The sequence below is a fragment of the Lacisediminihabitans changchengi genome (assembly GCF_016634425.1).
Classification (GTDB): Bacteria; Actinomycetota; Actinomycetes; order Actinomycetales; family Microbacteriaceae; genus Lacisediminihabitans; species Lacisediminihabitans changchengi.
This window is the reverse complement of the sequence record NZ_JAEPES010000001.1, coordinates 805,272-818,160: the sequence shown is the minus strand read 5'-3', so window position 1 is coordinate 818,160 and position 12,889 is coordinate 805,272. Positions and strand designations below refer to the sequence as shown.

The 12,889-nt window shown below is 66.2% G+C and carries 13 protein-coding genes and 4 tRNA genes; 3 read left to right on the top strand and 14 right to left on the bottom strand.

The genetic code is table 11. The annotated features are described in order from the left end of the window. Positions 1-4 precede the first annotated feature (4 nt). From IV501_RS03870 to IV501_RS03850, 5 genes are all read right to left on the bottom strand, one after another. Positions 5-436, bottom strand: a complete 432-nt coding sequence (locus IV501_RS03870; protein WP_200555059.1) for a preprotein translocase subunit YajC — start codon at positions 434-436, stop codon at positions 5-7. A 73-nt stretch (positions 437-509) separates the two neighbouring features. After that, complete coding sequence (gene ruvB / locus IV501_RS03865; RefSeq protein ID WP_200555434.1) at positions 510-1,544, bottom strand: Holliday junction branch migration DNA helicase RuvB; 1,035 nt, start codon at positions 1,542-1,544, stop codon at positions 510-512. 2 nt (positions 1,545-1,546) lie between these two features. Further along, positions 1,547-2,185, bottom strand: coding sequence for a Holliday junction branch migration protein RuvA (ruvA, locus tag IV501_RS03860; protein ID WP_200555058.1), 639 nt, complete (start codon positions 2,183-2,185; stop codon positions 1,547-1,549). After that, on the bottom strand, positions 2,182-2,760 hold the full coding sequence (gene ruvC, locus IV501_RS03855; RefSeq protein WP_200555433.1) for a crossover junction endodeoxyribonuclease RuvC: 579 nt from the start codon (positions 2,758-2,760) through the stop codon (positions 2,182-2,184). Before ruvC ends, ruvA begins: the two co-directional genes overlap by 4 nt. 18 nt (positions 2,761-2,778) lie before the next feature. Then, complete coding sequence (locus IV501_RS03850; RefSeq protein ID WP_200555057.1) at positions 2,779-3,537, bottom strand: YebC/PmpR family DNA-binding transcriptional regulator; 759 nt, start codon at positions 3,535-3,537, stop codon at positions 2,779-2,781. Between the two features lie 434 nt (positions 3,538-3,971). Here IV501_RS03850 and IV501_RS03845 point away from each other — a divergent pair, with 434 nt between their 5' ends. After that, positions 3,972-5,012 (top strand): hypothetical protein, encoded by a 1,041-nt coding sequence (locus tag IV501_RS03845; protein WP_200555056.1) that lies wholly within the window; start codon positions 3,972-3,974, stop codon positions 5,010-5,012. A gap of 89 nt (positions 5,013-5,101) precedes the next feature. Here the strand turns inward: IV501_RS03845 and pdxT are convergent, their stop codons facing one another. From pdxT to IV501_RS03810, 7 genes are all read right to left on the bottom strand, one after another. Further along, entirely contained in the window at positions 5,102-5,701 is a 600-nt protein-coding gene (gene pdxT / locus IV501_RS03840; protein WP_200555055.1) for a pyridoxal 5'-phosphate synthase glutaminase subunit PdxT, read from the bottom strand. A gap of 5 nt (positions 5,702-5,706) precedes the next feature. Further along, on the bottom strand, positions 5,707-6,618 hold the full coding sequence (gene pdxS, locus IV501_RS03835; RefSeq protein WP_307812165.1) for a pyridoxal 5'-phosphate synthase lyase subunit PdxS: 912 nt from the start codon (positions 6,616-6,618) through the stop codon (positions 5,707-5,709). A gap of 86 nt (positions 6,619-6,704) precedes the next feature. After that, complete coding sequence (locus tag IV501_RS03830) at positions 6,705-7,313, bottom strand: HIT family protein (RefSeq protein WP_200555054.1); 609 nt, start codon at positions 7,311-7,313, stop codon at positions 6,705-6,707. Between the two features lie 2 nt (positions 7,314-7,315). Further along, positions 7,316-9,232: a threonine--tRNA ligase gene (gene thrS / locus IV501_RS03825; RefSeq protein WP_234698268.1), complete on the bottom strand. Its 1,917-nt coding sequence runs from the start codon at positions 9,230-9,232 to the stop codon at positions 7,316-7,318. A 217-nt stretch (positions 9,233-9,449) separates the two neighbouring features. Then, positions 9,450-9,521: transfer RNA gene (locus IV501_RS03820), tRNA-Val, on the bottom strand. Positions 9,522-9,537: 16 nt separating this feature from the next. Continuing rightward, a tRNA-Cys gene (locus tag IV501_RS03815) sits at positions 9,538-9,611 on the bottom strand. Positions 9,612-9,702: 91 nt separating this feature from the next. Further along, positions 9,703-9,774: transfer RNA gene (locus IV501_RS03810), tRNA-Gly, on the bottom strand. Between the two features lie 149 nt (positions 9,775-9,923). Here IV501_RS03810 and IV501_RS03805 point away from each other — a divergent pair. Then, positions 9,924-9,999 (top strand) — tRNA-Val (locus tag IV501_RS03805). A 57-nt stretch (positions 10,000-10,056) separates the two neighbouring features. On the opposite strand, the gene IV501_RS03800 is transcribed toward IV501_RS03805, so the two are convergent. After that, positions 10,057-10,896: an MBL fold metallo-hydrolase gene (locus tag IV501_RS03800; RefSeq protein ID WP_200555053.1), complete on the bottom strand. Its 840-nt coding sequence runs from the start codon at positions 10,894-10,896 to the stop codon at positions 10,057-10,059. A 38-nt stretch (positions 10,897-10,934) separates the two neighbouring features. Between IV501_RS03800 and IV501_RS03795 the strand changes: the two genes are divergently transcribed. After that, positions 10,935-11,828, top strand: coding sequence for an alpha/beta hydrolase fold domain-containing protein (locus IV501_RS03795; protein WP_200555052.1), 894 nt, complete (start codon positions 10,935-10,937; stop codon positions 11,826-11,828). A gap of 6 nt (positions 11,829-11,834) precedes the next feature. Here IV501_RS03795 and IV501_RS03790 read toward each other — a convergent pair whose 3' ends face one another. After that, positions 11,835-12,851, bottom strand: coding sequence for a hypothetical protein (locus IV501_RS03790; protein ID WP_200555051.1), 1,017 nt, complete (start codon positions 12,849-12,851; stop codon positions 11,835-11,837). Positions 12,852-12,889: the final 38 nt, after the last annotated feature.

Sequence of the window (12,889 nt, the reverse complement as noted above, 5' to 3'; positions counted from 1 at the left end):
GCGGTTAGTCTTCGAGCTTTTTTGCCGCACCGGTCTCGGGCGTCGACGCGGGTTCGACACGCTCGCCGAACTGCGGCTCTTTAACGGTCGACGAGGACTGCTCGGGTACGACGATGGTGGTCTCGCCGCCACCCTCGGATTCGAGCTCTTCCACGGTCTCGGGCTCGACGGTGTCGTCAGCGGCCTTGAGGATTGTGGACTTGTGGATCTTGATCACGTTGCCGGGAGAAATCTCGATGAACGCGAAGTTGTTCTCGTCGTCGAGCTCGGTGATCGTGCCGAACAGTCCGTAGTTGGTCATGATCTCCACGCCCGGAACGATCTGCTTCTGACGCTCGGCCGCCGCCTTGGCCTTCTTGCGGGAGGAGCGGAACTGGAAGATGACGAAAGCCACCAGTACAACTGCGATGAGGATAAGGGTGGGATCGAATTGCATGCGCGAAGGAACCTTCCGAGTTCTTAGGGAAACACGGGGAGTCTAACCCTGCGTGCTGAGTGGCCAGCTTGAATTATAGGTCATCGCCGAACAACGCCCCGTTCGACTGCGACAGTCCGAAATGGCGCCAGGCCAGCCGGGTCGCGACGCGGCCGCGGGGGGTTCGCGTGATCAGTCCGATGCGCACCAAGAAGGGTTCGACCACCGACTCGATGGTCTCCGCCTCCTCGCCGACCGAGACCGCGAGCGTGTTCAACCCCACCGGTCCCCCGTCGAAGCGGGTCAGGATGATCTCCATCACGGCTCGATCCAGGCGGTCCAGCCCGAGCTGGTCGACGTCATACAGCTCCAGGGCGGCCTGCACCGCGCCGAGTCCCGCCTCGTCGCCGTGCACCAGGGCGTAGTCCCGCACTCGACGAAGCAGCCGGTTGGCGATTCGTGGCGTTCCCCGGCAACGCCCGGCGATCTCGGCCAGAGCGGCACGATCGATCGGAAGGTCTAGGAGAAGGGCAGCACGGCTCAGCACCTGCTCCAGCTCCGGTTCCGAGTAGAACTCGAGATGCGCGGTGAAGCCGAAGCGGTCGCGCAGCGGATTCGGCAGCATGCCGGAGCGCGTCGTCGCGCCCACCAGGGTGAACGGTGCGAGATCGAGCGGGATAGAGGTCGCCCCTGCCCCCTTACCCACCATGATGTCGATGCGGAAATCCTCCATCGCGAGGTACAGCATCTCCTCCGCGGAACGCGCCATGCGGTGGATCTCGTCGATGAACAGGATCTCCCCCGGTACCAGCGACGACAACACCGCGGCGAGATCGCCGGCGTGTTGGATGGCGGGGCCGCTCGACATCCGCAGCGGTCTGCCGCTCTCCTGCGCCACGATCATCGCGAGCGTGGTCTTGCCGAGTCCGGGAGGGCCGGCCAGCAGAATGTGGTCGGGCGTGCGGTTCTGGATGCGTGCGGCCTCGAGCAACAGCTGCAGCTGCGCGCGCACCTTGGCCTGGCCGACGAATTCGGCCAGCGACTTCGGGCGGAGCGCCCCCTCGAAGGCGAGTTCGGCATCCGACTCTGGCGTGGGCCGCACGATGGCGACGGACGGGTCGTCGGACATGCTCACCTACTGCTCCCCACCGGGTCTGCCGACTGCGGTCCGAGACGCGACAGCGTGAGTCGCAACAACTGCTGCACCGTGTGCGGTTGGTCCGCCGCGGCTTGATCGGCGGATGCTTCGGCCAGAGCCTCGTCGACAGCCTGAGCCGCAACGCGCTCGCTCCAACCGAGCCCGACCAGTGCGACGAGCACACTCTCGGTCACGGTGGTCGCCGCCCGTGGCGCCGGAGCGCTGGATGCAAAGGCCTGGATCTTGCCGGTCAAGGACACCACGATGAGCTTCGCGGTCTTGGGGCCGATGCCGGAGACCTTGCGGAACGCAGCATCGTCGTCGGAGGCCACGGCTGCGGAGATCTGGCTCGGGGTCATCGCCGCCAGCACTCCCATCGCCGACTTCGGCCCCACGCCGGTGGTGCCACGGAGCAGGTCGAAGACCATGAGCTCGTCAGCATCCTGAAACCCGAACAGTGAGAGGTCGTCTTCGCGCACGATGAGCGCGGTACGCACCGTCGCCTCGGTGCCGATGCGCAGGGACAGGGCGTGCTGGGGGGTGACGTTGATGGAGAGACCGAGGCCACCGACCTCGATGACAGCAGTGGTTCCGGCGACACCGAGAACGGTGCCACGGACGGAGGAGATCATGCGCCAAGCCTACGTTTGGGCGCCGACTTTGCGGTCGAGCGCTCTGCGGCGAGCCATGCCTGCTGGGCCTGGGTCAGCGCTCCCCCGGCGGGAGCAATGACCGTTCCCCGCTTCCAGCCGTGGCAGAGCGCGATCGCGAGGGCGTCGGAGGCGTCGGCGGGCTTCGGCAGCTCCGCGAGACCGAGCACGCGGGCGACCATCGTCGCCACCTGCTGTTTGTCGGCCGACCCGTACCCGGTGACCGCCGCCTTGACCTCCGACGGCGTATGAAGGCCGACCGGCAGTCCGCGCTTCGACGCGTGATACAGCGCGATGCCGCTGATCTGGGCGACGCCCATCACCGTGCCGAGGTTCTGCTGGGCGAACACTCGCTCGATCGCCACGGCCGCGGGACGGTGAACGTCGAGCAGTCGCTCGATCTCCTCGCCGACCTCGAGCAGCCGCTTCTCGAGCGCCATGGTCGAGGGGGTGCGAATCACGACGACGTCGACCAGCACCGCGGTGCGGTTGGGGGCGACATCCACGATTCCGACGCCGCAGCGGGTGAGGCCGGGGTCGATCCCGAGCACCCGCACGGAGCCCACCTGAGTCGCTTATTCCTCGTCGAGCTGCGCCTGCACGTCGGCGGGCACCTCGAAGTTGCCGTAGACGTTCTGCACATCGTCGTCGTCGTCGAGCGCGTCGATCAGGCGGAAGACCTTCTTCGCCGTCTCGAGGTCGACCGCGATGGTGAGACCGGGGACGAACTCGACGTCGGCCGAGTCGTAGTCGATACCGGCATCCTGCAGGGCGGTGCGCGCAGCGACCAGGTCCTGCGGCTCCGTGACGATCTCGAACCCGGCACCGCGGTCGTTGACCTCTTCCGCTCCCGCGTCGAGCACCGCGCCCAGGATGTCATCCTCGTCGGTGCCGTCGGTCTTCGTCACCGAGATGACGCCTTTGCGGCTGAAGTTGTACGCGACGCTGCCCGGGTCGCCCATAGTGCCGCCGTTGCGGGACATGATGGCACGCACGTTGGCGGCGGCACGGTTCTTGTTGTCGGTGAGACATTCGATCAGGAGTGCGACGCCACCGGCGGCGTAGCCCTCGTACATGATGGTCTGATAATCGACGGCCTCACCGAGTTGGCCGGAACCGCGCTTGATGGCATTGTCGATGTTGGAGTTGGGAACAGAGGTCTTCTTCGCCTTCTGAACCGCATCCACGAGGGTGGGGTTACCGGAGAGATCTGCACCGCCCATCTTGGCGGCGACCTCGATGTTCTTGATGAGCTTGGCGAACGACTTGGCACGGCGCGAGTCTTTGATCGCCTTCTGGTGCTTGGTGGTTGCCCATTTGGAGTGGCCTGACATGCTGAACATTCTACCCGGCGAGGGTCGCGACGCCTCCCCCGCAGCCCGGCCCGTCGCGCCCACGGGTCGCGGATGACGTCGGCCCCCCGCATCGACTATCTGCCGGCACCCGGCAGAAGGCGACACTCGATTGGCCTCCGGGGGCGGGCAGCGTCTATCTCTGTCCGAAATGACGGAGAAATTGCTTCCTCATCTAATCCCATCGGGCGAGATGGGTCACCCTGACAGAATCTCCGTCATTTCGGACGCCTCCGCCCCGATCGCGGCTGATCGGAGCCCGCGCGATTCCGTCGTGCAGGCGCCCCGGCAGAACGGCTGCTCTCCACATCGTGAGTCGTCACCAATGGCTCTTCGCGCGCGGACGAAGCGCCATTCATGAAGACTCACCGGGAGGGTGAGGTCATAGGGTGAGAGAAACACGACGGAGGCTCAGCATGGACGCGCAGTCACTGCTTGCGGGACCGCGTGGCCGGCGCCTCCTGTTCGCCATTGGTCACCGGCTGGACCAGCAGGTATGGAATCTCGGCCTTATTGCCGCCTGGGCTCCGGATGATGTCGCCGCTCGCTCCGCCTTCTGCGAGGCGATCGCGACTCTGGTGCCAGCCCCGGCCCGAGTGATCTCGAATGTGGTCGAGAGGTTCGAACTGGCATCCCTCCGAGAATCCGTCGATCGGGCGATGTACTGGCAGGCGCCCGACGACGAAGACGCGCTGCTCGCGAGGCCCGAATGCATCGAGGCTTTACGCACATTGGCAACGGCCGTCAGCGCCGCGCCCGGAGCCCAGTGGTGGGAGTCCCCCTGCGCAGCCGAGTCTCAACGGATCGTCGCCTTCGACAATCCGGGGCGGGATAAGCAAGAGTCGCGCTGGGACTTCTCCGAGCGACTCGCGAACTGGAGCATCCGGACGATCGACGACGAAGCCAGCGCACCTGAATTAGCCGTGCCGGTGACCGAGCGCATCAGCGGACCGTGGTGGTCCATCCCCAATTTCACCGGGCTTGCCGTGACCACCCGCGAGCTGACCCGGGGAGGGCCCATCGGCCTCACCCTTGTCGAGGACGGATTCGGATGGACCGACGCGGAGGCCACTCCCGTGTCGGTGGCACCCTCAGCGCGGGTGCTCGAGATCGAGGGTCCGGAAGCTTGGATTGGGCTGGTCGAACGGTTCCCGCTCGAAGTCACGCGATCCCGCCGGCACAACTGGTGGAGGGCGACCGGGGTCGACGGCCGATGGTTCATTCCGGACTGGCTCGCGGCATCCACTGTCTTTGACGGAGTGCACCTCACCGTCGCTGGATATCTCGCCACGGCCGGACGAGCGCTCCCGGTTGCCGGCGGTCACACCGTACTGGCGAACTTCAACCCCGACGAAACGTACTGGCTGGCTGACATGGTGCGGCCGAATGGTTCGAAAGAGGGCTGGCATCGCGACCGTGAAGAGGAACCGTGGGAGCACGCCGCCAACGTTCCGTAACTCGCCCCCACTGAGTTGCCCGAAAATGCAACGTTTCGGGCGCTCACACCTGCATATTCGGGCAACTCAGTGGTTGCCAGGCGCGCGAACTACTCCCGCGCGCGCACCTTCCGCAGGAAGTACTCATGAAACCGCGTGTCCCCGGTGATCTCCGGGTGGAATGAGGTGCCCAGCAGATTGCCCTGCTCGACGGCGACCACGCGGCCATCCGCCACGGTCGCGAGCGCGGTCGCGGCGGGCCCGGTCTCCTCGACGATGGGCGCGCGGATGAACACCGCGTGCATCGCGGGCTCCCCGAGCTCCGGGATGTCGAGGTCGGTCTCGAAGGAATCCAACTGAGAGCCGAACGCATTGCGCCGTACCGCCACATCCAGACCGCCCAGGCTCTGTTGCCCGGGGATACCGTCGAGGATGCGGTCGGCGAGCATGATGAGGCCCGCGCAGGTGCCGTAGACCGGCATACCCGAACGGATGGCGTCCTTCAGCGGATCCGCGAGCCCAAAAGCCCGCGACAGCTTGTCCATCACGCTCGACTCCCCACCCGGGATGACGAGGCCGCGCACCTCGGCAAGCTCGCTCTCCCGACGGATCGGCCGGGCATCCGCACCCAGCGAGGCGAGAACCGCGAGATGCTCGCGGAAGTCGCCCTGCAGGGCGAGAACCCCGACCGGAACGGCGTCGGAGGTCACCCGAATTACCAGCCGCGCTCGGCGAGACGGTGCGGCGCGGCGAGGTCGGCGACGTTGATGCCGACCATCGCCTCGCCCAGCCCGCGCGAGGTTTCGGCGATAACGGCCGGGTCGTCGAAGAAGGTGGTGGCCTTGACGATCGCGGCTGCACGCTTCGCCGGGTCGCCCGACTTGAAGATGCCGGAGCCGACGAACACGCCGTCAGCACCGAGTTGCATCATGAGTGCGGCGTCGGCCGGCGTGGCGACTCCGCCCGCGGTGAACAGCACGACGGGGAGCTTGCCGGTGCGCGCGATCTCGACGACGAGCTCGTACGGTGCCTGCAGTTCTTTCGCCGCGACGTACAGCTGGTCGTGCGACATCGCGGTCAGCGCGGCGATCTCGCCCTTGATGGTGCGGATGTGCTTAGTCGCCTCGGAGACGTCGCCGGTGCCGGCCTCGCCCTTCGAGCGGATCATGGCCGCGCCCTCGTTGATGCGACGCAGCGCCTCACCGAGGTTGGTCGCGCCACAGACGAACGGAACGGTGAAGGGCCACTTGTCGATGTGGTTGACGTAGTCGGCCGGCGACAGCACCTCGGACTCGTCGATGTAGTCCACCTTGAGGGCCTGCAGCACCTGTGCTTCGACGAAGTGGCCGATGCGCGCCTTGGCCATGACCGGAATCGAGACGGCGGCGATGATGCCGTCGATGAGGTCGGGGTCGCTCATGCGCGCGACGCCACCCTGCGAACGGATGTCTGCGGGCACGCGCTCCAGCGCCATGACGGCGACGGCGCCCGCCTCTTCGGCGATTTTGGCCTGCTCGGCGTTGACGACATCCATGATCACGCCGCCCTTGAGCATCTCGGCGAGCCCGCGCTTCACACGGCTCGAGCCGATTGTCTCGGAATTGTTGGTCTGGGTGTCGTCACTCACGATTGCCTCTCTTGTGCCTCGGTGGGTTTCGAGGCCATTTCATTGTATTGCGGGCGCGGGTGCCCGACGATTCCGGTGGTGCTGCATTACGCGGCCGGCCAGGCTCCCGCCACTTCCGCCCGCACCTCACCGAGCAGGCGCGGTACCGCCTTCGTTCCGGCAATGATGGGGAAGAAGTTCGAGTCGGTCGCCCACCGTGGCACGATGTGCTGGTGCAGGTGCCCGGCGATGCCGGCCCCGGCGATCTTTCCCTGGTTCATGCCGATGTTGAAGCCATCGCAGTGTGAGGTCGCGGTCAGCACCCGCATGGCGATCTGGGTCAGGCTGCCCATCTCGGCGACCTCGTCCGCATTCGCCTCGTCGTAGGTGGCGATGTGGCGGTACGGCACGATGAGCAGATGACCGGAGTTGTAGGGGAACAGATTGAGCAGCACGTAGCAATGCTCTCCCCGCGCCACGATCAACGCCTTCTCGTCGGACATCGATGGTGCGACGCAGAACGGGCACTCCTGTTCGTGCGGGGTGGGCCCTGCCTCGATGTAGACCATCCGGTGTGGGGTCCACAGGCGCTGGAAAGCATCCGGAACCGCGGCGAAGTCGGCGGATGACTCGATGCTCACCTCGCCGAAGCTGGCATCACCGATGACGGGATCGCTCCCGTAGGCGTCCGCCGCGCGGTCCCCCGTCGACTCCATGTCTAGACCTGCGCCTTGGTGGCGATAGCCGACGTGATCCTCTCGATCGCCTCGGCGATGGGGATGCCGTTCTCCTGGTGGCCGTCGCGGAAGCGGAAGCTGACCGCACCGTTCGCGCGGTCCTCTTCGCCTGCGATCAACTGGAACGGGATCTTCTGCAGCGTGTGCGTGCGGATCTTCTTCGGCATCCGGTCGCTGGAGGTGTCGAGCTCTGCGCGCACGCCCAGAACTTTCAGCTGGTCGATGATGCCGGCGAGGTACTCCTGGTACTCCTCCGCCACCGGGATGCCCATGACCTGCACCGGGGACAGCCAGACCGGGAAGGCTCCGGCATAGTGCTCGAGCAGGATGGCGAAGAACCGCTCGATCGAGCCGAGCAGCGCGCGGTGGATCATCACCGGCTGCTGATGACTGCCGTCGGCCGCGGTGTACTCGAGGTCGAAGCGATCCGGCTGGTTGAAGTCGAGCTGCACGGTCGACAGCTGCCAGGTGCGCCCGATGGCGTCCCGTGCCTGCACCGAGATCTTCGGACCGTAGAAGGCCGCTCCGCCCGGGTCGGGAACGAGATCAAGGCCGGATGCGACCGCCACTTCGCGCAGCGTCTCGGTCGCCTGCTCCCACAGTTCGTCAGCCCCGACGGACTTCTCCGGGTTGCGGGTGGAGAGCTCGAGATAGAAGTCGGTGAGACCGTAGCCGCGCAGAGTTTCGAGCACGAACTCGAGCTGGCTCGCAACCTCGTCCTTGACCTGCTCCGGTGTGACGTAGATGTGCGCGTCGTCCTGGGTGAGGCCGCGCACGCGGGTGAGACCCTGCAGGGTTCCGCTCTTCTCGTACCGATACACCGTGCCGAACTCGGCGAGGCGCAGGGGAAGCTCCCGATAGCTGCGTCCGCGCGCCCGGAAGATCAGGTTGTGGAACGGGCAGTTCATCGGCTTGAGGTAGTAGTCCTGGCCCTGCTTGGTGACGTGGCCGTCGGCATCGACCTCTTCGTCCAGGTGCATCGGGGGGAACATCCCCTCCCGGTACCACTGCAGGTGACCACTGGTCTCGAACAGCGCGCCCTTGGTGATGTGGGGCGAGTTGACGAGCTCATAGCCATTGGCGCGAAGCCGCTGGCGCATGTAGTCCTCGATCTCGGCACGGATGATGCCGCCCTTCGGGTGGAACACCGCGAGTCCGGAGCCGATCTCCTCCGGGAACGAGAACAGGTCGAGCTCTGCCCCGAGCTTGCGGTGGTCGCGCTTAGCAGCCTCCTCGAGACGGCTCTGGTAGGCGCGCAGCTCCTCCTTGGTCGGCCAGGCCGTGCCATAGACGCGTTGCAACTGCTTGTTCTTCTCCGAGCCGCGCCAGTAGGCGGCGGCGGAGCGGGTGAGCGCGTATCCGTTGCCGATCATGCGGGTGTTCGGCAGGTGCGGGCCGCGGCAGAGGTCTTTCCAGACCGTCTCCCCCGTCTTCGGGTCGACGTTGTCGTAGATTGTCAGCTCCGCGCCGCCTACCTCGACGGATTCGTTGTCGTCGGTGCTGCCGTCGCCCTCGCCGACATGACCCTTCAGGCCGATCAGCTCGAGCTTGTACGGCTCGTTCGACAGTTCGGCGCGCGCCTCGTCCTCGGTGACCACGCGACGCTGGAAACGCTGACCCTGCTTGATGATCGCCGCCATTGCCTTGTCGATGGCCTTCAGGTCTTCCGGGGTGAATGGGGTGTCGACATCGAAGTCGTAGTAGAAACCGTCGGTGATCGGCGGACCGATACCGAGCTTCGCCTCGGGGTTGATCGACTGCACGGCCTGGGCTGCGACGTGCGCGGCGGAATGGCGCAGGATGCTGAGTCCCGCTGGAGAAGAGATCAACACCGGTTCTGCGGTCTGGCCGGCCTCCACCGTCGCCGCGAGGTCGAGCAGGTCGCCGTTCACGTACATGGCGACGATCTTGCGGTCGGAGAAGAGCCCGAACCCGGTCGTGGTCTCCGTCGCCGTGATCGACTCGACTGCCCCATTCGGTACAGCGGTGGACTCGTTGCCGGCAGGCGATTCAGACACGACGAAGGTGCTCCTTACAGGGTGGAAATGTAGTTCCAACTGTAGCGGCGCGAGAAACACGTAAGGCCCCGGACCGAAGTCCGGGGCCTTACTCGTGTGAGCGATACTGGGATCGAACCAGCGACCTCTTCCGTGTCAGGGAAGCGCGCTACCGCTGCGCCAATCGCTCAAGCTATTTATATCTGTGGAGGTGACGACGGGATTTGAACCCGTGTGGACGGCTTTGCAGGCCGCTGCCTCGCCTCTCGGCCACGCCACCATGATCTGAACTTCAGTACTACCAGTGCTGACAACTACTTCAGCACACTTTATTCAGCTCTGTGTGTATAAGTCGTGAGACTCTTCCTTCGAGCGGATGACGAGATTCGAACTCGCGACCCTCACCTTGGCAAGGTGATGCGCTACCACTGCGCCACATCCGCATTTCGCTTTACATTTCTGCGTGCGGAAATGACTCTAGCCCAGCCGAGCGCAGAGAGCCAATTCGGGCGCGCACGCCGCGCGTGTCACGCGAGTCGCGCCGGTTATCGGCACGGACCACCGCTCGCGATATGGCAAGATTGTCGAGTCAGGGCGATTGGCGCAGTTGGTAGCGCGCTTCCTTCACACGGAAGAGGTCATCGGTTCGAGTCCGGTATCGCCCACCAGAATCACTTCTGAAGCCCCGGTTTTCCGGGGCTTTCGTCGTTTCAGATCGCGTCGATTCAGGATGTTTGCGCATCGAGCTGCGCGTACCCGCGGGCAAAGGCCGACTCGAGCATCCACGCTGGCCAGAGCTCGAGGCCGCCTTCGGCCACCGCGGCAGCCACGGACAATCCGGCGGCATGCCTCGAGCGGATGGCGTGAGCCACGGCTGCGAGCTGGTCAATCTGACGCTCGACAAAATCGCGATCGACCACCGTGCCATGCCCCGGGATGATGGGATCGCTCGACGAGATCGAGTCGAGCAGACGCGCCACGGCGTCCGGCCAGAGCAGCGGAAAGCTGCCAGACCCGAACATCGGCGGACCGGACTGTTCGATCACGTCGCCGAGCGCCCAGACCCGCACATCGGGGACGAAAACGGCGATATCCGTGTCGGTGTGGCCGGGGTCGATCGGGATCAGCTCGACCGCCCTCCCGCCGAGATCGACGGTGCTGGGCTCGGAAATGAGCACCGTCGGCGCCGTCAGCACGACATCCGCCCAACTCTGACCCGGCTCTCGTGCCGGATCGGCCTGCGCCGCGGCGACTCTCGGCGCCTCATAGTCAGCGTGGTGGGCGGCGATGCGGTAGTGCCCGTAGATCGGGATGCCTCGCGCCGCGAAGACCTGGTTGCCGAAGGTGTGGTCGTAGTGGGCGTGGGTGTTGATTACCGCAACGATCGGGAGGCCGAACTCGTGCTCGACATCGGCGATCATCTCCTCGCCCTCCGCCGGATTGTTACGGGTGTCGATGACCGAGACGCCCGAGGTCCCGACGATGGCCACAATCGACACATCCTCCGGGTCGTAACGGCGCTGGGACACGCCGTCGGCGATTTCGGTCCACGCTGAGCTCGACATCCGGCCATCATAGGGAGACCCCGCTACGAAGGAAGAGCATGCAGAGCCTCTCCAGCCGCCTGATGCCGCTCGTGATGACGCTGCGGGGTGCGAAGCGGCGCTATTCGTCGGCCGAGCTCACGCTGAAGCGGGTAGACGAACTGCGCGCACATCCCGCATCGTGGGCTCCCCCGCCCGCACTCGCGAAAAAGGTTCGCGTCGAGCAAACGACGGTGGGCGGCATGCCCGTGTACACGGTCGGCCCGCGTGACGGCACCGTAACCAGGGTTGCTCTCTACCTGCACGGCGGGTCGTACGTGTTCCAGATCCAACGACAGCACTGGACGCTGATTGCCGACCTCGCCGCGACCGCTGGCATCCGTTTCACCGTTCCGATCTTTCCGCTCGCGCCCGAGGCGACCGCGTCGACCATCGTGCCCACGATGACGGAGCTCGCGGCGTCCCTCATCACCGAACACGGCGCGCGCCATTTCGGTCTGTTCGGCGACTCGGCCGGTGGGGGGATGGCGCTGGCCGTCGCCCAGCAGCTGCGCGACCGCGGATTCCCCGCCCCGCGGGCGACCGTGCTTATCTCCCCGTGGCTGGACATCAGCGGCACCGACCCCCGCCTGGCGCAGATCGCGCCCAGCGACCCATGGCTGGCCGTCCCGGGTTCGCACGCCGCCGGGGAGCTCTATCGCGGTGACCTTCCCGAGCTCGATCCGCTGGTGAGTCCGATCTACGGCAACCTGCTGGGCCTCGGACCGATCACGATGTTCAGCGGCACCCGCGACATCCTGAATGCCGACGCTCACCGCCTGGTGGATGCCGCGGCTGTCGCCGGCGTCGACCTCGACTTCCATGAGGCGCCAGGCATGATTCACGTCTACCCGCTGCTGCCTATCGGCGAGGCGAAGGCTGCGCGCGAGGTCATGCGCCGCGCGATGCGCTGACCCCGGCTACCGCCGCGGCCTCAGGGCGAGCCAGAGCAGCGCGGCGACACCGAACCCGGCGATCCCGGCCAGAATGACGGCCAGCACCTGGCCGAACAGCACCTCGGGCTGGCCGGTGTAGATGAAGCTCACGTCTTTCGCGACCAGCCCCAGAAGCAGGATGCCCGAGCCCCCTGCCACGAGGAGCGTCGCGGCGATCCGGCGCGCCGCTCCGCCCTCGGGGAGGAAGGCGACCAGCATCCCCGCGAGTAGCCCGACGACGAGCGCAACCGGGGTGATCAGGTAGGCGGCGGTAGGCGCCGCGGCGGCGAGGCCTCCCAGCGCACCGAAGACCACCCCCGAGATGGTGTTCCGCCGTCGACGTAACCGCTCAACCAGCGCTGCGGTCGCCACGGCAGCGATCGGCATGACCACGGTGTTGATGACGATGAGCCCGGCAACCGGGTCGATGCCGAGCTGCAAACCGAGCAGCCAGGCCAGCCAGGCAAGCCAGATCGCCGCAACGAGTCCGAGCGAGCCCGTCCCGAGCCGCACGGGCTGCGGGCGGGCTCTGTCCACCACTCTGGCCACCACGAGGGTGCCTAGCGTCGCGCAGGCAGCCGCGATCACGATCGGCAGCGCCACCCCGAAGTCGAGGTAGCCGAGCCCCGTTGCGAACGGATCCCACCACAGCGTCAGCACGACGCTCACGATCGGCACGAACACCGCCGCGGTCAGCACCAGCGCGTAGATGAGCTGCCGCCCGAGTGGCGCGCCGGCGATCCCCAGCGTCGCCACGGTCGCGAACAGGGCTCCGAGAGCGATCGCCGGGGCGATGTACGCCGGGGCGATGCCGGTGATTCCGGTCAGCACCGCGATGCCGGTCATCACCGCACCGAGCGTCGCGACGAAAAACATCCGTCGCGCCCGGAGGGACTCCCCCGCCGACCGGGCCCGCAGCAGCGCGAACAGCGGCACCAGGGCCAGGATGCCAGCGGCACTCAATCCACTCAACGCCGCCGTAGCGACGGGCGCAGCATCCATCTCGGTCCTTCGAATCGGTCTGACACTCGCCAGCCAAC